This is a genomic window from Caballeronia sp. KNU42, assembly GCF_053760385.1.
Genome location: NZ_CM132388.1, coordinates 784,640 through 804,511 on the forward strand (window position 1 = coordinate 784,640; position 19,872 = coordinate 804,511).

Consider the following 19,872-nt stretch of genomic DNA (forward strand, 5'->3'; position numbering starts at 1 on the left):
GTGATCACCGACCCTGAGACTGGCGAGCGGATTGAGACGCCGGCAGAAGGGGAAGGCGGCGCGGTGCGCAAACCGGGTTCGTGGCGGCAACTTGCGACTGGGCCGGCTGGCGCGAGTGTGGCCGCGCATCTGCATGCGCGCGCGCATCGGCACGCTCATGAAGCTCACGTTCTTGAACACGACGGGCACGTGCACCCGGGCACCAAACACTCGCCCGTACCTCCGTCCGAAGTGGCGCTTGCCGCCACAACCCACGGCACCACGATCGCGCTCGAACAGGATGTCCTGGCGAAGAACCAGCTGCTTGCCGAACACAACCGTGGCTGGCTGGCGAGCCGCCATATCACCGCACTGAACCTTGTCAGTTCACCGGGAGCGGGCAAGACCACGCTGCTCGAGCGTACTATCCGCGATCTCCAGGCGTTACGCAGCACCCAGTCGATCGAGGTAATCGAAGGCGATCAAGCGACGCTCAACGACGCCGAACGAATTCGCGCGACCGGTTGCCACGTGGTCCAGATCAACACGGGCACGGGTTGTCATCTCGATGCCGGCATGGTGTCGCGTGCCCTGGCGCAACTCGATCCGCCAGCCCGGTCGTGGCTGATGATCGAGAACGTCGGCAATCTTGTATGCCCCGCGCTGTTCGATCTCGGCGAACACGCGAAGGTGGTGATCCTCTCGGTGACCGAAGGCGAAGACAAGCCGCTCAAGTATCCGCACATGTTCCGTGCAAGCCGCCTGATGCTGCTGAACAAGATTGATCTGCTGCCGCACTTGCGCTTCGATGTCGAACGCTGCCTGGCGTATGCGCGGCAGGTTAATCCTGCAATTGAAGTGCTGCAGGTATCGGCGCAAACGGGGGCGGGGATGAAGGCGTGGTACGCGTGGCTGGAAGCGGCGGCGTTGGTGGAAGTTGCGGAGACAGTGCGCTAAGGCACGAGCAACGCAGCGGTCGGATCGAGTTGAAGCTGACGGTACGGGCAAGAATGCGAGGCTCATGATGCTAAAACAAATGTCGCAGCTCTTTAACGACCGTCCAACAGGTCTGCGCCATAAAATCATCGGCATCTACGCGCTCCTCCTCGTCTTCAATGTGCTCGCGTGGGCATGGGCGCTGACTGCCTTCCGCGGGCAGCCGGCACTGCTGGGTACGGCGCTTTTAGCGTACACGTTCGGGCTGCGCCACGCGGTGGATGCGGACCACATTGCCGCTATCGATAACGTCACCCGCAAGCTGCTCCAGGTCGGCCGCAGTCCGCTTGGCGCCGGCTTGTTCTTCTCGCTCGGCCACTCGACGGTGGTCGTCGCGCTCACCGTTGGCGTCGCGTTCGCGGCAACCGCGCTGACAACGCACTTCGATGACCTGAGAGGGTTCGGCGGTCTTATCGGCACCAGTGTTTCGGCGCTGTTCCTGTTCGTCCTGGCCATCGCGAACCTGGTCGTGCTGGCGTCGGTCATCAGGACGTTTCGCGCCGTGCGTCGAGGGGAACCGCTGGTCGAAACCGATCTCGACCTCCTGCTGAACAATCGCGGATTGCTCTCGCGAATGCTCAGGCCATTGTTGAGACTGGTATCGCGCAGCTGGCATCTTTATCCGGTGGGGTTCCTGTTCGGGCTCGGATTCGATACCGCCACCGAGGTGGCGTTGTTCGGCATATCGGCGGCCCAGGCGTCGCATGGACTGTCATTCTGGTCGGTGCTCGTGTTGCCGATCCTGTTCACGGCAGGCATGTCGCTGGTCGATACCACCGACGGCATCCTGATGCTCGGCGCGTATCGATGGGCCTTTGTCCGGCCCATGCGCAAGCTCTACTACAACATCACGATCACGTTCGTTTCGGTGGTGGTCGCTGTGCTGATCGGTGGGATCGAGGTGCTGGGTCTGCTCCAGGACAACTTCGCGCTCAAGGGCGCGTTCTGGGATTCTATCGGCAGTCTCAACGAGCACTTCGGGCTGTTGGGCTACATTGTCATAGGCATATTCATTGTGAGCTGGATCGTGTCCATAGCGATCTACAAGCTCAGGCGTTACGACGATATCACCGTGAAAACGCTGTGACGGTAGTGCCAGACGCTAAAATTCAGGTGCGCGCGACAAGTGCTTACGCGTCCGAATTCCTTACACCGGAAACAGGTAAGCCTGGCTTTGTTCAACCCGGCCCGCCTTGGGAATTTTTTACCGGCGTATAAACAGATACAACATTATCGGAATCAAAGAAGGAACACGCATGCTCAAACTTCATCCGCGACTGCAACTCGATCCGGATGCGGCGTCCGAGCGTCGCTGGCCTGTGACAGGCTACCCCGTCGCACTGAAGCTCACGGCGGCCTGGCATGCGGTGGCGCTGGCGGGCTGCGTCACCGCGCCGGAGATGTGGCCATGGTGGCTGGCAGGCACCGCGATCAACCACGCGAGCGTCACGGCAGCGGGATTGTGGCCGCGCTCAACGCTGCTCGGCGCCAACTGGACTCGCTTGCCCGCCATCCCGCGCAATGCGAACGCCATTGCGCTTACGCTTGACGACGGTCCTGATCCGCTCGTCACGCCCCAGGTTCTGGACCTGCTCGACGCACACAGGGTCCGCGCCACGTTCTTCCTGATCGGCGAACGCGCACGCCGGTATCCCGCGTTGACCCGTGAGATCGTCGCGCGAGGGCATGGCGTGGAGAACCACTCGCAGAGGCATGTGCACACTTTTTCGGTGACGGGCATGGGGGCGCTAAGCCGGGAAATCGATGCGGCGCAACGCACGCTGACGGAACTGACGGGGGAGCGGCCAGCTTTTTTTCGTGCACCGGCGGGCTTGCGCAATGTCCTGCTGGAGCCCGTCCTGCAAAAGCTCGATCTAAGGCTGGCCGCCTGGACGCGTCGCGGCTTCGATACCCGCGAGCGCGATCCGGAAATCGTCACGCGGCGGCTGCTGCGCGATCTGGCGCCGCGAGACATCCTGCTGCTCCACGATGGCGGCGCCGCTATTACCGATGACGGTCAACCTGTTTTGCTCTCGGTCTTACCGCAGATTTTCGATGCTGCAAAAAAGCAAGGGCTGCACTTCGTTACCTTACGGGAAGCCTTCTAATCCTGCTGCCGGACAGATTCGAAGCATGTCCTGTCGCGTCATCGAGTAAGAGACGTTACGCATTGTACGAACCCGCGCGAAGTGTCGATCAAGTCACAGTTACCTGACTTATATTCGGCAGGGACATTTTGAGTGAAATAACGCTCCCGCACTCTTTGCAGAACTCGGGGAAAGCGTTGTTCTCGTTGGGTCTAACGACCATCGCGCGCGTGATCAGAGGCGAGGAAGACGGTAAGACTTAGCCAGTCCCCCCGCCAGAACATACATTCCGTAACTTTTTCGATTAGGACGACGGGGGAACGGTGCCTGGATTTCCGTTATTGTCGTGTGGAGTCCGGTTGAGTTTGTTTGAACATCCATGAGGTTTCGTCGTTTCCGTCGTATATGTGAGACTTATCCATGCGCGAACCGTTTTCTGGCTGATTTAGCAGGAAACTTTCAGTATGATTCGCCCCTCAATGCAGAGCCGATCAAGGTCCAGATAATTCATTTACCCGCTGCACGTACCCTCACGTACTCCATATGGCATTAAACAATCGGCACAAACTGCCGTTAAGTCGGTACAGGCATTGGACTATCCAACTGTCATCTCTTGACAGCCGGTTGAAGATCGTCCGGTTGGAGTGGGCTCATTCATGCGCTGCCCGCACAGGCGAATCCTGGTGAGGTGCTGGTGCCTTTCAAATCGTAAATATCGTATGCACGATCTGCGCTGGACCATGCCCGTTTCCCGATGGTCCGCCACCGCTGCCGCAGCGACCGCCGATATCAGCTTCATCGAGCCGATGGTCCGCCGCCGTCTGAGCAGCCTGTCCCGAAGCGCCCTGAAGGTCGCCCACGACTGCGTGGCCGAACTCGACCGGGTGCGCGTGGTGTTCGCGTCGCGGCATGGTGAACTGCGGCGCACGACCGAGATCCTGCGCGCCATCAGCACGGGCGAGCCGGTTTCTCCCACTGCTTTCAGCCTGTCGGTGCTCAACGCGATGACCGGCATATTCGGCATCGCCCGCGGCGACCGTTCCCCCGCCAACGCGATTTCCGCCGGGGCGGAAACGCTTGGGTTTGCCTTGCTTGAAGCACATGCGCAGTTCGAGGCGGACCCGTCGTCGCCCGTGCTGGTGGTCTATGCTGACGAGCCAGCCGATGCCGCCTACGGCACCATTGAAGACGAGGTGCAAGGCGGTGCGCTCGCGATCCTGCTCGACACCCGTGCGGCTGGGCAGCTCACATGCACGATATCGGGGACTCTTTCGGGGACTCTTTCGGGTGCACCAGAGCCGGCATTGCAAAGTCCCGCCGTGCCTGACTTTTTCCTTACGCAGAGCGAAGCGGTCAGGCGCTGTCTCGACACGCGCTCGCGTGCCACATGGCAAAACGCCGGTAATACCTGGCATTGGAGCTGGCATGAAGGCGCGGCTTAGTCACGGCTGGCGGCTGGCCGCCACAGGCATGAGCTTCGTCGTGTTCGGCGTCTGCGGACTGCTGTTCTCGGTGCTGGTGTTTCCGCTCGCGTGGCTGTGGCCGCATCGCGCGTCGCGTCAGCGTATGGTCACGACCATCATTCACTGGTTTTTCCGGGCGCTGGTGGCCTTCTTGCAGTGGGTCGGCGTGATGGAGCTGGACGTCGCTGGCGCGGCCGCGTTGCGCGACAGCGGCCCCGTCGTGGTCGTGGCCAACCATCCAACCTACCTTGACGTCGTAGTGCTGCTCGCGCTCACGCCTCGTGCATGTTGCGTCGTCAAGAACGCGCACTGGGGTAATCCCTGTTTCTGGGGCATCGTGCGGGCGGCCGAATACGTGAGCAACGCCGACCCGGTCGAACTCGTTGAAGCCAGCGCCCGCCAGATCGCCGCGGGCTATACCATGATCATTTTTCCGGAAGGCACGCGCAGTCCGGCGCCAAACCGGTTGCACGCATTCTCACGCGGTTTTGCGCACATCGCCCTCAAGGCGGCCACGCCGATCCTGCCCGTGCTGATCGATTGCGACCCGCCGGCCTTCACCAAGCAGATGCGCTGGTATGACGTGCCGTCGCGGGCGTTCCGCATCCGCGTGAGCGTGCTCGAGCCCGTCGCGGCCGACCAGCTCATGGGGCACGATGGTTCCCCGGACGCCTCGCATGAAACTCCTTCTCCGGCCCTGGCCGCGCGCACTTTGACCAGCGCTATTGAGGCGCACATTAACCAGCGGCTGTTCGACTATGGATTCTTTGAAACTGGAAATTAAGCAGCTTCTGATCGACGCTCTCGATCTGGAAGACCTGACGCCTGCGGACATCGATGACGATGCGCCGCTGTTCGAAACCGATGGCATCGGCCTCGATTCGATCGACGCACTCGAGATCGGCATTGTGTTGCGCAAACACTATCAATTGACGATTGCGGCGAACGACGAGCGCACGCGAGAGCACTTCCGTTCGATCAGCACGCTCGCAGCGCTGGTCGCCAGCCAGCAGGACGGACTGAGCGCTACGAACGACATCGGCGAAAAGGGGAGTAAATCGTGACCGAGACAGAGATCCTTGAGCGCATCCGCGCCATCTTCAAAGAGAACTTCGCGATCGAGCCCGATCGCGTGACGCCACAAGCGCATCTTTACGAGGACCTCGACCTGGATAGCATCGACGCTGTCGATCTCGCCATCAAGCTGCAGGAAATGACCGGTCGGCGCATCAAGCCCGAAGAGTTCAAGTCGGTTCGCACGGTCGGCGATGTGATCGGTGCAGTGGAATCGCTGCTGGCGGAACAGGGGTGATGCAAGCGGAGCATCCAGGTTCCGGCGGGCAGGGCGCCACGGCGCCCGAAGGCCTGCGAGACAGGCCTCTTGGCTGGCTGCGAGCGGTTCTGCGAGTGGTCCTGCAAATTGCGCTGAAGCTCGCTTACCCGTTGATGATCTTGTGTGCATGGCGCTGGGATGAGCCGCGATACATCGGCGCCGCATTGTTCGCTCTGCTATGGCTGCAACGTTGGGCCGGCACCGGTACGTTCGCGACTTCGCTGCGCCAACTGAGCGCGACCGACTGGTGCGTCGCCGGCCTTCTAAGCTGCGCATCGGCAGCAATCGTGTTGTCCGGCAGTGAATTGCTGCTGCATTTGTATCCCTCGTTTGTGAACCTCGGACTGCTGGTCGCGTTCGGCGCGACGCTTGCGCGCGGTCCATCGATGGTCGAGAAATTCGCGCGCATGGGCAATCCGGCGCTTGGCGCGCATGCGGTGCGGTACACACGCCGGGTCACGCAAATGTGGTGCGTGTTCTTCACGCTGAACGGTGCGTTTTCCGCCTATACCGCGTTGTTCTGGACGCGTGCCGCGTGGTCGCTCTATAACGGCGCGATCGCATATGGATTGATAGGGGTGCTGCTGGTTGGTGAGATCGTATGGCGCTACGTGGCCGTGCTGCCGCGAGCCGCGCGCTCGGAGGCGGCATGATCGCGTTGCACGATCTGTTGCAGGGCCGCCGTGATGCCGCCACGCCCGTTTGCCGCGACGGCGCCGATGTGCTCGATTTCGCCACGTTCGCGGCGCGAGTGCGGGCCATCGCCGCGCGTTTAAGCGAGCAGCCGGCGCGGCGCTATGCATTGTGTATTGATGATCCGTTCAACTTCGCCTGCGCGCTGTTTGCGCTATTCGCGTGCGGCAAGGAACCGGTCATTCCAGCTCATGCAGCGCCCGGTTATCTGGCCGATCTCTCGAATGCCTACGATGCCGTTTTAAGCGATGCCGACATGCCTGCGCTGGTTACGCAGACAGAGTACGCCGGATCTTCATTGCTGATCGACCCGCTCGCGCCGCTCACGCTGTACACCTCCGGCAGCAGCGGCGCGCCGAAGCCGATCCGCAAGACACTCGCGCAATTCAACGCCGAAGTTCATACGCTCGAGACGCAGTGGGGCGCGCTTGCCGGCGATGCAACCGTGCTCGGCAGCGTCCCGCATCATCATATCTACGGGCTGCTGTTTCGCGTGTTCTGGCCGCTTGCGGCCGGGCGTGCATTCGACCGCGCGCTCAGCATGGAGCCGCAACATTTGCAGGCGCGGATTGCGCAATGCGGGTCGGGCGGCTCGGTCGTCGTGTCGACGCCGGCGCAACTGTCGCGCTGGCCTGAACTCGATGGTTTCGCAAGTTTGAGCCCTGCGCCGCGCGTGTTTTTTTCATCGGGCGGGCCGCTTGCGGCAGACGCGGCAAGCAACTATGCCTCGGCCTTCGGCGCGGCGCCGGTCGAGATCTACGGCAGCACGGAGACGGGCGGCATTGCATGGCGCCGGCAGGATCAGACCGATGCGTGGCAAGCATTGAAGGGCATCGAGATCGGTCGCGGTGACGACGGTGCGCTCAACCTGCGTTCACCGCACCTGGGCCACGATGACTGGCATCGTACCGACGACACCATCGCATTTGATCCGGACGGACGCTTTCGCCTGCAAGGCCGCTTGGACCGCGTGATCAAGCTCGATGGCAAGCGCGTGTCGCTGCCCGAACTGGAAGCACGCCTTGGACAGCATCCGTACGTGGCGCAAGCGGCGGCGGTGTCGCTTGAAGGGATGTCGCGCGAGCGTGTCGGCGCGGTGGTGGCGCTGACCGAAGCGGGTAGTGGAGCGCTGCTCGAACGAGGACGTGTCGCGCTCGCCAAGGTCCTGCGCCGCCACCTTGCGGCGTATTTCGATATCGTCGTGCTGCCGCGTTTCTGGCGTTTCCGTTTGGCACTTCCGTTCGATGCCCGGGGGAAGTTGCCGGCCGCGGCTGTTGCAGCGGCGTTCGATGCACGCGCTGACGGCGTCGAAGTGCTCTCCGAAGCGCGCAGGGAGACCGCGTTGCACTACGAACTTCGCGTGCCGTCGACGCTTGTGCATTTCGCCGGCCACTTCCCCGGCTTGCCGATCCTGCCGGGCGTCGTGCAGATCGACTGGGCGATGCGACTGGCGGCCGAGCAAGTGCCGGGCGTGCGCACGCTGGCATCGATCGAGCAGTTGAAGTTCAAGGCCCCAGTGCCGCCGGGCGCGCTGCTCGATCTCACGTTGACGCATGACGTGTCGCGCCACCGCGTGCAATTTGCGTATCGGCTGCGTGGGCGGGATTGCACGTCGGGCGTCATTGTTTATCGGGGTATCGCATGAGCGTCGTCCCGTGCATCGTGATTCCGATCTACAACCACAAGGACGCAATCAGCGCGACCGTCGCGAATCTGAGCGTGCATGGGTTGCCGATTTTTGTCGTCGATGACGGTAGCGATCAGGCGACGCAGGATGTTCTCGCCACGCTTCAGCAACGCTATTCGGACACGCTCACGCTGATCCGCCTGCCGATAAACGGGGGCAAAGGCGCGGCGGTGATGGCGGGCCTGCGGGCCGCGCGCAAGGCGGGTTTCACGCATGGCTTGCAGATTGACGCGGACGGACAGCATGACAGCGCCGATGTCCCGCGCTTCATCGAAGCTGCGCGCGCCGCGCCTCACGCGGTGATTCTCGGGCGCCCCGTCTACGATGAATCCGTGCCGAAGTCGCGTCTCTACGGCCGATACCTCACCCATGTGTGGGTGTGGATCGAAACGCTCTCGTTCACGATCCGCGATTCGATGTGCGGCTTTCGCCTGTATCCGCTTGTCCCGGTGTGCGCGCTGATCGATGACGTGAAGTTGCCGACGCGCATGGATTTCGACATCGAGATACTCGTGCGGCTGTACTGGCGCCGGGCAGCGTTCCGTTCGATCCCGACACGTGTCACTTACGCAAGCGATGGCGTTTCGCACTTCGACGTGCTGTGGGACAACGTGCGCATCAGCCGTACCCACACGCGGCTCGTCATGGGCATGCTGGCGCGGCTGCCCGTGCTGCTCGCACACAAGCTGATGCCGCGCGCGCCGGATGAAGACGAGAAGCACTGGTGGCATATTGCGGAGCGCGGCAGTCATCTCGGCATGTCCTTGCTCGCGCTGAGTTGCCGTCTCTTTGGCACGCGCTTCACTGCGTTGTGGCTGCATCCAATCGTTGCCTATTTCCTGCTGACCGGGAGCCGTGCACGCGCTGCGTCGAGCAGCTACTTCACGCATCTGCAACAAGCCGCGCCGCAGGATGGAACGCCTCGCCCGGGATGGTGGTCCGCGTATAAACACATGCTGGCCTTCGCGCGATCCGGGTTCGATAAACTCGCTGCATGGTCGGGTCGCGTCAATATGGACGACGTGAAGTTCGATGACCCAGCCGCGTTCGAAGCGCTGAGCGCCAGCGGCCGTGGCGCACTCGTGATCGGCGCGCATCTCGGCAATCTCGAGATGACCCGGGCGCTTGCCACGCGCGGCGCGCATGCGAAGGTCACCGCCGTGGTCTATACGGAGCACGCGCGCCGATTCAACAGCGTGCTGGCATCGGCGAATAGCGAGTTCGCGCAACGGCTCGTCGAGGTCAACGACTTCGGCCCCGAAACGGCAATGATGATGCAGGATCGGGTGGACGCCGGCGAACTGCTGGTGATTGTTGGTGACCGTGTGCCCGCGCACGATTCCGGCCGCACGACCGAGGCGCAGTTTCTTGGTTCGACGGCGCCTTTCGCACAAGGCCCTTACGTGCTGGCCCACGCGCTCGGTTGCCCCGTGTACCTGTTTTTCTGCCTGAAGGAAGAGCAGGGGTACAGGCTTTATTTCGAGCCGTTCGCGGAGCGCATCGAGTTGCCGCGCCGGGAACGTACGCAGCATATCGCGGCGTGGGCGCAGCGCTATGCATCGCGTCTCGAACACTATTGCCGCAAGGCGCCTTATCAATGGTTCAATTTCTTCGATTTCTGGGCGCGTCCCAATGGCAATCGTAATGGCACTGGAGGCGCGAGTGGCTGAACATGATGCGAGCGATGAGTTAGTCGAGTTGGCCGGGTTTGCTCATACAACCGAAGAAGCGATCGTTATCGGCGGCAGGCGGCTGACGATTGAAGAGGTGGTATCGATTGCTCATGGGCGAACGCCTGTTGCCTTGAGCGCCGATCCGGCGTGGCGCTCGCGTATTGAACGCGGCGCTGAATTCCTGCGCCGGCATCTGGCCCAGGGCGCCACCGTCTATGGGGTCAACACCGGTTACGGCGACTCGTGCGTGGTCGATGTACCCATGGAACTCGTTGAAGTCCTGCCCCTGCAATTGCTGCGTTATCACGGCTGTGGCATGGGCCAGCATCTCGACGACGCGCAGACGCTCGCCGTCATCGCCGCGCGTCTGAATTCACTGGCATACGGGTTCTCCGGTGTACGTCACGTGCTGCTTGAACGGCTCGCCGACCTGATCAATCATCGCGTGCTGCCGCGCATACCATCGGAGGGATCGGTGGGGGCGAGCGGTGACCTGACGCCGCTGTCCTACGTGGCGGCCGCGCTGGTGGGCGAGCGCGACGTGCGCTTTCGCGACGAGCTATGCGATGCCCGCAGCGCCTGGGCCAAACTTGGCCACACACCGCTCACGCTCGCACCGAAAGAAGGGCTCGCGCTGATGAACGGCACGGCGGTCATGACGGGCCTCGCGTGCCTCGCGTTCGCCCGTGCCGCTCACCTGACGCGGCTCGCGGCACGCCTGACCGCGTTGTCCACGGTCGCGCTCGATGGCCGCGCCGCGCACTTCGACCCGATGCTGTTCGAAGTCAAACCACACGCAGGGCAGGCCGAAGCAGCGGCATGGATACGCGAGGATCTCGCCGGCCGTGAGGACACGCCGGGGCATCGTCTGCAAGATCGCTACTCCATCCGCTGTGCGCCGCACGTGATCGGCGTTGCGCGCGATGCGCTGTCATGGGTGCGTCGCGATATAGAGAACGAGCTGAACAGTGCGAACGACAATCCGCTGATCGATCCCGACGGTGAGCGCGTGCTGCACGGCGGCAACTTCTACGGCGGCCACATCGCGTTCGCGATGGATGCGCTGAAGGTAGCCGTCGCGAATCTCGCCGATTTGATGGACCGCCAAATGGCGCTGCTGGTCGACGATAAATTCAACAACGGCCTGCCGCGCAGCTTGTCGGGCGCGGCGCCTGAGCGGGCATCGATCAATCACGGCTTCAAGGCGGTGCAGATATCGTCGTCGGCATGGACCGCGGAAGCGCTGAAGCTCACCATGCCCGCGAGCGTGTTCTCGCGCTCGACCGAAGCGCATAACCAGGACAAGGTGAGCATGGGCACGATCGCCGCGCGTGATTGCCTGCGGATCCTGGAGCTCACCGAGCAGGTCGCCGCGGCACATACGCTCGCTACGGTGCAAGCTGCGCGCTTGCGTCTGCGCATCAACAATACGACACCCATCCCCCCGCCGTTGCGCAAATTCATGGAGAGCGTGACGGCGCAATCGCCGTTCGTCGATGAAGACCGCGCGCTTGAAAGCGACCTGCGTGCGTTGACTGCAAGGATCGCGGCGTGTGAACTGGTCGCGGGTTATGGCAGCGAGGATCAGCATGAGTGAAGCTGCGGCCCCCAAGGTCCTGACCGCGAGCGCGGCAGTCGAAATACCTTTCCACGACGTCGACGCCATGAACGTCTGCTGGCATGGCCACTACTTGAAGTACTTCGAGATCGGCCGCGCTGCGCTGCTGCGCGTGTTCGACTACGACTATCGCGAGATGCAAGCATCAGGCTATCTCTGGCCCATCGTCGAAGTGCATCTCAAGTACGTTCGCCCGGCTACCTACGGGCAGCAGATCGAGGTACGCACGCAATTGCTGGAATATGAAAACCGCTTGAAGATTGGCTACGAAATTGTCGATGCTGCTTCAGGCGAACGGTTGACCAAGGGCCATACGATCCAGGTTGCTATCGAAGCCGCGACGCAGGAGCTGCAGTTCGTGTCGCCGCCCGTAGTGTTCGAGAAACTGGAGCGCGCATGGGCACGTTGAGTTGGCGTGGAGCCGTTGCGGCTTTGTCGATTGCCTTAGCGCCTCCCGTGTTCGCTGCGCAGCCAGCGCCAGCGAGCGATACGAGTCTCGTCTCGCAAATAGCAGGGCATCTCGCTCAAGCCAAGGGCGTTCGCGCGCAGTTCACGCAAACCCAAACGCTGTCCGCGATGAAACAGCCGCTTGTCAGCACGGGCTCGCTGGTGTTTTTCCGCGAACGCGGCGTGATCTGGCAGATCGATACACCGTACAAAGCGACCTACGTCATCACCGATACCGGCGTGAGCGAAGTGAACGCCAACGGCCAGCGTTTGAGCACGAATAGCGGCAGCGGCGTGCGCGGCGTGGCGCAGGTTTCGCGGATGATGCGCGCGATGCTGGGCGGCGATCTCTCAGCGCTCTACGCACAATTCGATGTACACGCCGACGGCACGCCGGCGCAATGGCGTATGCAGCTGACGCCGAATCAACCGCAACTTGCGCAGTCGATCAAGGGCCTGGAGATGAGCGGTGGGGACTATTTGCAGGCGCTGCGCATTACGCTCGCGAATGGCGACGTCACGCGCATCGACTTTGCGAATAGCGCTGCGTTGAGTGAATTGCCACCGGCCGATCGCACGCTGTTCGGAGCGCCGTAATGCAGGTGCCGCAATCACAAGTCGCAAAACCGGCGTGGGGCATGCGCTTCGCCTGGCTGCTGCTTGCGCTTGCGGCTACGCTCTATTGCGGGTGGCGCTTTGCCGGACCGTCGCCGCTGCAGACGAACCTGCTTGCGTTGTTACCCGCAACGGAAGTGGATCCGGTCGCTGAGCAAGCCGTCGATACCTTGGCAACCGCGCTCGGGGACCGCACGGTTTTCCTCGTGACCAGCAAGGACGCCGCGCATGCCAAGGCCGCGGCAAAACAGCTTGGTGCAAGCTTGTCGGCAAGCAAAGCGTTCGGCTCGGTGACGGCAGAGCTGCCGCCCTTTGATTTATCGACGATTGGCACGCTGTACATGCCGTATCGATTCGGCTTGCTTGCACCGGCCGATCGCACCGCGCTAGCTGACGGTACGTTCTCTTTGCAGGACACGCTCGCGCGACGCCTCTACAGTCCGCTGCACAGCGGCCTCGCGACGCAACTCGCCGACGATCCTTTCGGCTGGCTCGAACACTGGCTTTCAGGGTTGCCGCTGGCGACTTCGAACCTCGAACTGGAAGACGGTTTACTGGTGGCGCATCAAGGCAATGCGACCAGTGTTCTTGTGATGGCAACGTTGCCGGGTTCGGCATACGAATCGAAGGTCCAGCACGCTGTCCACGAAGCTATGGCTCACAGTGAAGGCGCTCTCAAGCAAAGTTTCCCCGACGTCACCCTGGCCCGCACCGGCGCCGTTTTCTACGCGGAGGCGGCGCGCGCTGCTTCCGAACGCGAGGTGCATCTGATCGGTATCGCGTCGCTCTGCGGGATTGCGTTGCTGATGTTGTGGGTGTTCCGTTCGCCGCGGCTGATCCTGCTTGGCTTCGTCTCGACGGCGCTCGGCATCGTGTGTGCGCTCGCCGCCACCATGCTGATATTCGGCAAGCTGCATCTGCTGACGCTCGTGTTCGGCGCGAGCCTGATCGGCGAGGCAGTCGATTATTCGATCCAGTACTTCGTCGTCTATCTCGGCGCAGGACGTGACTGGGATGCACATCGCGGCGTGCGTGCCGTGCGGCCGGCGCTGACGGTCGCATTGACGACAAGCTTGCTCGGCTACGGCATCCTCACGTGGGTGCCGTTTCCTGCGCTCAAGCAGATTGCTTGTTTTGCGATCGTGGGGATCTGTACCGCGTTTGCATCGGTATTGTGGCTGTTGCCGGCGTTGCTGGTCCGTGCGCCCAAGCGCAGCCCGCAACGTGTATTCGCCGCGGCGGCACGTCTGCTTGGCGCGTGGCGTGCAGTGATCGGCGGACGGCGGGCATGGGGAGTAGCCGCTCTTCTGCTGATTGTGGCCGTGCCGGGCTGGCTGCGGCTCACGAGCGACGACGACATCCATCTGCTGATCCAGCGTGACCCTGTGCTCATGGCGCAGGAGCAGAAGGTCCGCGACGCAGTCGGTTTCGATAACAGCACGCAATTCTTCGTCGTGCGTGGCGAGACGCCGGAGATAGTGCTGGAGCGCGCCGAGGCGCTGGGCGCGAAGCTCGACGGTTTGACGGGCGTTGCCAAGCTGAGCAGTTGGCAATCGATAACGTCGTTCGTCCCGTCGGCGAAGCGGCAGGGCGAGGACCGTGCGTTGCTTGGTCAACGCGTATTCAACGATCCGTCCGCGTTACGCGCGACGCTCGTTCAAGCCGGTTTCCGCGATGAAGTCGCCGACGCGTGGCTTGCGGCCTACGCGAAGTCGGACCATGCGGTACTGAGCATCGATAGCTGGCTTGCAGCACCGTGGTCGCAGCCGTTCCGTCATCTGTGGCTCGGCAGAGTCGACCCGGAGTCGGCATCGGGCGGATATGCCGCCGTCGTGATTCCGCAGGGCGTTACGCCGGCTAACCAGCCTGTGTTGATCTCCACCGCACATGCATTGCCGGGTGTCACCTTCGTCGATAAAGCCGCGAGCGTGTCCACGCTGTTCGGTGCTTACCGAGTCGACAGCGGCATCTGGCTCGCGGGCGCGCTGCTGTGCATACTCTTGCTGATGATGGCGCGTTACCGGCCGCTCGGCGGCATCGTCGTGACGCTGCCGGTGTTGCTGGCGGTGGGCGTGACGCTCGCCGTATTTGGTTACGCAGGCGTGCCGCTGAATCTGTTCAACTGGCTGGCGTTGATGCTCGTACTCGGCGTGGGCGCAAACTATGCGGTGTTCCTGCGCGAAGGCGCCGCGCGCGCGAACGCCGATCTTGGCGCGGTGTGGACAGGCGTGCTGCTGTCGGCGGCAACGACCTTGCTTTCCTTCGGCCTGCTTGCCATGAGCGCCATGCCTGCGCTGAGGAGTTTCGGCGCGACGCTTGCGCTTGGTATCGCGGTATCGGTCTTGCTTGCGCCCATCGGCATGCCATCGGAACGAAGGAGGGCCGCATGAACGCGCCACAGGTTTATCTGCATGCGCTGGGGATGATCAATGCGCTCGGCGATAGCATCGACGTAATCGTGCCTGCGCTCGCGGCCGGCGTGTCACCCGGCATGGGAACGATTCATACAGGCATCGGCGATGCGTTCGCCGGCAGCGTGAACGTGCCGCTCGATCTCGCGCCTCCGGACGCCCTCGCGCGTTACGACTGCCGCAACAACCGGCTGCTGCTTGCGGCTCTCGCGCAGATCTCGCCGGCAGTGGAAGCCGCGCGCGAACGTTATGGCGCGCATCGGATTGGCGTGGTGCTTGGCACCAGCACATCGGGCATTGAAGCGGCCGAGGCTGCGTTCGTGTATCAAGCGCAAGCAGGCAAGTTGCCGGTGAACTTCGACTATCGGCAAGTGGAAATTGGTACCGTGGCTCCGTTCGCCGCCGCAGCGCTCGACCTGCATGGGCCCGCATACACGATCTCGACCGCGTGCACATCGAGCGCGAAGGCATTCGTCTCCGCGCGCCGGTTACTCCAGTTGCACCTGTGCGATGCGGTCGTGGTCGGTGGCGTGGATTCACTCTGCGAATTGACCGTGCAGGGCTTCGCGTCGCTCGAATCGACCAGTGCGGTCCGCTCGAATCCGATGAGCCGCAACCGCTGCGGGATCAACGTGGGTGAGGGCGCGGCTGTATTCCTGATGAGCCGTGACGAAGGCCCGGTCGTGCTTGCGGGCGCGGGCGAATCGAGCGATGCGCATCACATTTCCGCGCCCGATCCACACGGCGCGGGCGGCGAAATCGCATTGCGTGCGGCACTGGCGGACGCCGGCCTTGCTCCGGCCGATATTGCCTATGTGAATCTCCATGCAACGGCCACGCGCAAGAACGACGACATGGAAGCGCATCTGATGGCGCGCGTGTTCAAGGACGGCGTCGCGGCCAGCGGCACCAAGCCGTTGACCGGGCATCAGCTTGGCGCAGCGGGCGCGACCGAGCTGGGGTTCGCGTGGCTCACGCTCGCACGCGACAACGTCGCGTTGCCGCGTCATCTGTGGGACGGCGAGGCCGATCCGGCGTTGCCGCTGCTCGATCTGGTCGAAAGCGAGCGCTACCTGCCGCACACGGCAGGCGCGCAGTACGTGATGAGCAATTCGTTTGCGTTCGGCGGCAGCAATGTCAGCCTGATCCTCGGCCGATGATGACCTCCATGAATAACAACAGCTTTGGCTCCATCGAAACAATCTTGCCGCACCGGGGCACGATGCTGCTGCTCGACAGCGTCAGCGACTGCACGGACGAAACCGTGACGGCTTACGCAAGCGTGCATGCGGATGCCTGGTACGCCGATGCCGACGGTGCGATGCCGGCGTGGATCGGCATCGAACTGATGGCGCAGACCATTGCGGCGCATGTCGCTTTGCTCGCGATGCGCGCAGGCGGTCAGGCACGTCCCGGCGTCCTGCTCGGATCGCGCCGCTATGAGGCGCATCTGCCGGCGTTTGCGTGCGGCGCCCGCTTGCGCATCGATGCAAAAGAACTGCTGCGCGGCGAAGAAGGTCACGGTGCGTACGAATGCACGATCCATCATGACAGCGTGTGCTGCGCCGAAGCCGTCATCAAGGTGTATCAACCGGCTGATTTTCAGTCGTTTATTGTTGGGAGTTTGGGATCATGAGCCGGCGTGTTCTTGTAACGGGCGCAAGCCGCGGCATTGGCCGCGCGATAGCGTATCAACTCGCGGCAGACGGCTTCACGGTGTCGGTGCATTGCCGCAGTGGGCGCACTGAGGCCGAAGCGGTCGCGACGGGTATTGCTGCGCAGGGTGGCAGCGCGCGCGTGCTGCAATTCGATGTGCGCGACCGCACCGCATGCCGCGAAGTGCTCGAAGCTGATGTCGCCAGCCATGGCGCGTATTACGGCATCGTTTGTTGCGCGGGCGTGACCCGTGACGCGGCGTTCCCGGCGCTCACCGAAGAGGACTGGGACGTGGTTATCGAAACCGGTCTCGACTCTTTCTATAACGTCGTGCATCCGTTGACCATGCCGCTCGTGCGCGCCAAACAGGGCGGGCGCATCGTGACGATCGCTTCTGTCTCCGGGGTCATGGGCAATCGCGGCCAGGTGAACTACAGCGCGGCGAAGGCCGGCCTTATCGGCGCCACGAAGGCGCTCGCCGTCGAACTGGCGACAAGAAACATTACCGTCAACTGCGTGGCGCCTGGGTTGATCGACACCGGCATGCTCGAGGGTGTTCCGCTTGACCAGGCACTAAAGACGGTGCCGATGAACCGCGTCGGGCAACCGGCCGAAGTCGCGTCCGTGGTGAGCTTCCTGATGTCGGATGCGGCCTCGTACATCACGCGGCAGGTGATTGGCGTCAATGGCGGGATGATCTGATGAAGCGCGTCGTCATTACCGGCATGGGTGGCGTCACGGCGTTCGGCAACGCCTGGGACGAGATCGAAGCCAACTTGAGAAGCGGCCGCAACGCGGTGCGCCGGATGCCCGAATGGGACTACTTCGAACTGCTGCATACGCGGCTCGCGTGTCCCTTGCCTGACTTCACCCCGCCCGCTCATTACCCGCGCAAGAAAACCCGTTCGATGGGACCCGTGTCCCTGTATTCGGTGCGTGCGAGTGAACTGGCGCTGGCCGATGCGGGTCTCGCCGATGACCTCACGATCAAGGACGGCCGCATGGGCGTGGCCTACGGATCATCGTCCGGATCGGTCCAGCCGATTCGCGCATTCGGCAAGATGATCGAAACCGGATCGATGAGCGATGTGACCTCGAACAGCTACGTGCAGATGATGCCGCATACCACGGCCGTCAACGTGAGCCTGTTCTGGGACCTGAAGGGCCGCATTGTGCCAACGTCGTGTGCTTGTGCATCGGGCAGCCAGGCGATCGGTTACGCGTACGAGATGATCGCAGCCGGCAAGCAGACGCTGATGCTCGCAGGCGGCGCGGAAGAATTGTCCGGGCCGGCCGTTGCTGTATTCGACACGCTCTATGCCACCAGCACGCGCAACGACGAGCCGCATCTCACGCCGCGTCCCTTCGATGTCGCCCGTGACGGCCTTGTGGTCGGTGAAGGTGCGGCGACCCTGGTGCTTGAAGAGTATGAACACGCGCTTGCACGCGGGGCGCGCATTCATGCGGAGATCGTAGGCTTCGGATGTAACTCGGACGGCGCGCACATGACGCAGCCATCGGCCGAGACCATGGCCTTCGCCATGCAGCTTGCGCTGCGCGATGCACGGCTTCCGGCCGAAGCCATTGCTTACGTCAACGCGCATGGCACATCGACCGATCGCGGCGATGTAGCGGAAAGCCATGCGACAGCACAGACCTTCGGCGAGCGTTTGCCGATCAGCTCGCTGAAGAGTTACGTCGGCCACACGCTGGGCGCGTGCGGCGCGCTGGAGGCGTGGTGGACCATCGAGATGATGAAGCGCAACTGGTATGCACCGACGCTGAACCTGACGCAGGTCGATCCGGCTTGCGCGCCGCTTGACTACATCATGGATAGCGGACGTACGATCGATGCAGAATATGTGATGAGCAACAACTTCGCGTTCGGCGGTATCAACACGTCGCTGATTTTCAGGCGCGTGACATGAGCGAAGTTATGCCGACGCCTCGTGGCCTGTCACGCGTGGTCGTGACGGGCATGGGCATTGTGTCGTGCCTGGGCAATACGCTCGACGAAGTGTCCGCTGCCTTGCGCACAAGTCGATGCGGCATTACGCGCGTCGATGCGTGGCGTGAACGCGGTCTGGCAAGTCAGGTCGCGGGCGTAGCATCGATTGCAGGTGAGCCGCGGTTCGATCGCAAGCTCGAGCGTTTCATGGGCGACACGGCGCGTTTCGCATGCCATTCAGCGCGCAAGGCAATACACGACGCCGACCTCGATCCCGCCCTGTTGCGTTCGCCGCATGCGGGCGCTGTGATCGGCTCGGGCACCGGTACGATCTCGGCGTACGACGTGGCGATGGCGATCGCCCACGCGAGCGGTATCGAGAAAGTGCCGCCGTATGTGGTCCCTCAGGTGATGGGCAGCACCACATCGGCGAACGTGGCCCAGGTGTTCGGGCTGGAGGGCATGACCTATTCGCCGTCGTCGGCCTGCACGACATCGGCGCTCGCGATCGGACAGGCGATGCAACTGATCCAGACCGGTCGCCAGCAAGTCGTACTCGCGGGCGGCAGCGAAGGTTTGCACGACAACATGACGCTGATGTTCGACGCAATGGGTGCATTGTCGCGTCGTTTTAACGACGCGCCGGAACGGGCCTCGCGCCCCTATGACAGCACGCGTGATGGCTTCGTGATTGCATCGGGCGGTGGCGTGCTGGTGCTCGAGTCGCTGGACCATGCGTTGTCGCGAGGCGCACGCATTCATGCCGAACTGACGGGCTTTGGCCATTGCACGGACGGTGCGGGCATGGTGAGTCCGCATGCGTCGGGCATTGCGCGCGCCATGCGTGGCGCACTCGACGAAGCAGGCACACGTCCGTCGTATATCAACACGCACGCACCTTCCACGCCGCTTGGGGACGTCGAAGAACTGGATGCGCTACGGGATGTATTCGGCGATGACATGCCGTTGTTTTCATCGACGAAGGGATTGTCCGGCCATCCGCTGGGCGCCTGTGGCGTGCACGAAGCAATCTACGCGTTGCTGATGATGCGCGATGGTTTTATCGCCGGGACCGGGCAGATCGAAACGCCCGATCCGCGCGCGAACGGCATGCCACTCGTGCGCACGTCGCGGCCGATGACGATAGACACCGCCATGTCGATTTCATTCGGGTTCGGCGGCAGTTGCGCCAGCCTGGTCTTCGATGCGTGGAAGGGCGCCTGAAATTTTCTGATGACCATGACAAGAACTAACCGGGGAAACAAG

General features: G+C 62.7%; 19 protein-coding genes. All 19 read left to right on the plus strand.

All coding sequences use genetic code 11. From position 1 onward, the window contains the following. The 19 genes from hypB (at position 1) to ACSOSP_RS03560 (ending at position 19,830) form a co-directional block, all read left to right on the plus strand. On the plus strand, positions 1 to 936 hold the full coding sequence (hypB, locus tag ACSOSP_RS03470; protein ID WP_455309590.1) for a hydrogenase nickel incorporation protein HypB: 936 nt from the start codon (positions 1 to 3) through the stop codon (positions 934 to 936). Positions 937 to 1,003: 67 nt separating this feature from the next. Then, the gene (locus ACSOSP_RS03475) at positions 1,004 to 2,062 is read left to right on the plus strand and encodes a HoxN/HupN/NixA family nickel/cobalt transporter (RefSeq protein ID WP_455310834.1); all 1,059 of its coding nucleotides are present in this window, start codon (positions 1,004 to 1,006) and stop codon (positions 2,060 to 2,062) included. Between the two features lie 169 nt (positions 2,063 to 2,231). After that, on the plus strand, positions 2,232 to 3,083 hold the full coding sequence (locus ACSOSP_RS03480; RefSeq protein ID WP_455309591.1) for a polysaccharide deacetylase family protein: 852 nt from the start codon (positions 2,232 to 2,234) through the stop codon (positions 3,081 to 3,083). Between the two features lie 698 nt (positions 3,084 to 3,781). Next, positions 3,782 to 4,504, plus strand: a complete 723-nt coding sequence (locus ACSOSP_RS03485) for a beta-ketoacyl synthase chain length factor (RefSeq protein ID WP_455309592.1) — start codon at positions 3,782 to 3,784, stop codon at positions 4,502 to 4,504. Then, the gene (locus tag ACSOSP_RS03490) at positions 4,488 to 5,309 is read left to right on the plus strand and encodes a lysophospholipid acyltransferase family protein (protein WP_455309593.1); all 822 of its coding nucleotides are present in this window, start codon (positions 4,488 to 4,490) and stop codon (positions 5,307 to 5,309) included. Before ACSOSP_RS03485 ends, ACSOSP_RS03490 begins: the two co-directional genes overlap by 17 nt. Beyond that, positions 5,284 to 5,589, plus strand: a complete 306-nt coding sequence (locus ACSOSP_RS03495) for a phosphopantetheine-binding protein (protein WP_455309594.1) — start codon at positions 5,284 to 5,286, stop codon at positions 5,587 to 5,589. The genes ACSOSP_RS03490 and ACSOSP_RS03495 overlap by 26 nt, the downstream gene beginning before the upstream one ends. Continuing rightward, a complete protein-coding gene (locus ACSOSP_RS03500) occupies positions 5,586 to 5,837 on the plus strand; it encodes an acyl carrier protein (protein ID WP_031359256.1) in 252 nt (83 codons plus the stop codon). The genes ACSOSP_RS03495 and ACSOSP_RS03500 overlap by 4 nt, the downstream gene beginning before the upstream one ends. Continuing rightward, complete coding sequence (locus ACSOSP_RS03505) at positions 5,837 to 6,511, plus strand: hypothetical protein (protein ID WP_455309595.1); 675 nt, start codon at positions 5,837 to 5,839, stop codon at positions 6,509 to 6,511. Before ACSOSP_RS03500 ends, ACSOSP_RS03505 begins: the two co-directional genes overlap by 1 nt. Further along, positions 6,508 to 8,196, plus strand: coding sequence for an AMP-binding protein (locus tag ACSOSP_RS03510; protein ID WP_455310835.1), 1,689 nt, complete (start codon positions 6,508 to 6,510; stop codon positions 8,194 to 8,196). Before ACSOSP_RS03505 ends, ACSOSP_RS03510 begins: the two co-directional genes overlap by 4 nt. After that, positions 8,193 to 9,908 (plus strand): glycosyltransferase family 2 protein, encoded by a 1,716-nt coding sequence (locus ACSOSP_RS03515; RefSeq protein WP_455309596.1) that lies wholly within the window; start codon positions 8,193 to 8,195, stop codon positions 9,906 to 9,908. The genes ACSOSP_RS03510 and ACSOSP_RS03515 overlap by 4 nt, the downstream gene beginning before the upstream one ends. After that, positions 9,901 to 11,508: an HAL/PAL/TAL family ammonia-lyase gene (locus ACSOSP_RS03520; protein WP_455309597.1), complete on the plus strand. Its 1,608-nt coding sequence runs from the start codon at positions 9,901 to 9,903 to the stop codon at positions 11,506 to 11,508. The genes ACSOSP_RS03515 and ACSOSP_RS03520 overlap by 8 nt, the downstream gene beginning before the upstream one ends. Continuing rightward, complete coding sequence (locus tag ACSOSP_RS03525; protein WP_455309598.1) at positions 11,501 to 11,938, plus strand: acyl-CoA thioesterase; 438 nt, start codon at positions 11,501 to 11,503, stop codon at positions 11,936 to 11,938. Before ACSOSP_RS03520 ends, ACSOSP_RS03525 begins: the two co-directional genes overlap by 8 nt. Further along, complete coding sequence (locus ACSOSP_RS03530) at positions 11,926 to 12,573, plus strand: LolA family protein (protein ID WP_455309599.1); 648 nt, start codon at positions 11,926 to 11,928, stop codon at positions 12,571 to 12,573. Before ACSOSP_RS03525 ends, ACSOSP_RS03530 begins: the two co-directional genes overlap by 13 nt. Continuing rightward, on the plus strand, positions 12,573 to 14,981 hold the full coding sequence (locus ACSOSP_RS03535) for an MMPL family transporter (RefSeq protein ID WP_455309600.1): 2,409 nt from the start codon (positions 12,573 to 12,575) through the stop codon (positions 14,979 to 14,981). The genes ACSOSP_RS03530 and ACSOSP_RS03535 overlap by 1 nt, the downstream gene beginning before the upstream one ends. Continuing rightward, entirely contained in the window at positions 14,978 to 16,162 is a 1,185-nt protein-coding gene (locus ACSOSP_RS03540) for a beta-ketoacyl-[acyl-carrier-protein] synthase family protein (RefSeq protein ID WP_455309601.1), read from the plus strand. Before ACSOSP_RS03535 ends, ACSOSP_RS03540 begins: the two co-directional genes overlap by 4 nt. An 8-nt stretch (positions 16,163 to 16,170) precedes the next feature. Then, positions 16,171 to 16,638, plus strand: coding sequence for a hotdog family protein (locus ACSOSP_RS03545; protein WP_455309602.1), 468 nt, complete (start codon positions 16,171 to 16,173; stop codon positions 16,636 to 16,638). Next, the gene (locus tag ACSOSP_RS03550) at positions 16,635 to 17,360 is read left to right on the plus strand and encodes a 3-ketoacyl-ACP reductase FabG2 (protein ID WP_455309603.1); all 726 of its coding nucleotides are present in this window, start codon (positions 16,635 to 16,637) and stop codon (positions 17,358 to 17,360) included. Before ACSOSP_RS03545 ends, ACSOSP_RS03550 begins: the two co-directional genes overlap by 4 nt. Then, on the plus strand, positions 17,360 to 18,586 hold the full coding sequence (locus tag ACSOSP_RS03555; RefSeq protein ID WP_455309604.1) for a beta-ketoacyl-ACP synthase: 1,227 nt from the start codon (positions 17,360 to 17,362) through the stop codon (positions 18,584 to 18,586). The genes ACSOSP_RS03550 and ACSOSP_RS03555 overlap by 1 nt, the downstream gene beginning before the upstream one ends. Continuing rightward, positions 18,583 to 19,830: a beta-ketoacyl synthase N-terminal-like domain-containing protein gene (locus ACSOSP_RS03560; protein WP_455309605.1), complete on the plus strand. Its 1,248-nt coding sequence runs from the start codon at positions 18,583 to 18,585 to the stop codon at positions 19,828 to 19,830. The genes ACSOSP_RS03555 and ACSOSP_RS03560 overlap by 4 nt, the downstream gene beginning before the upstream one ends. The last annotated feature ends 42 nt before the right edge of the window (positions 19,831 to 19,872 follow it).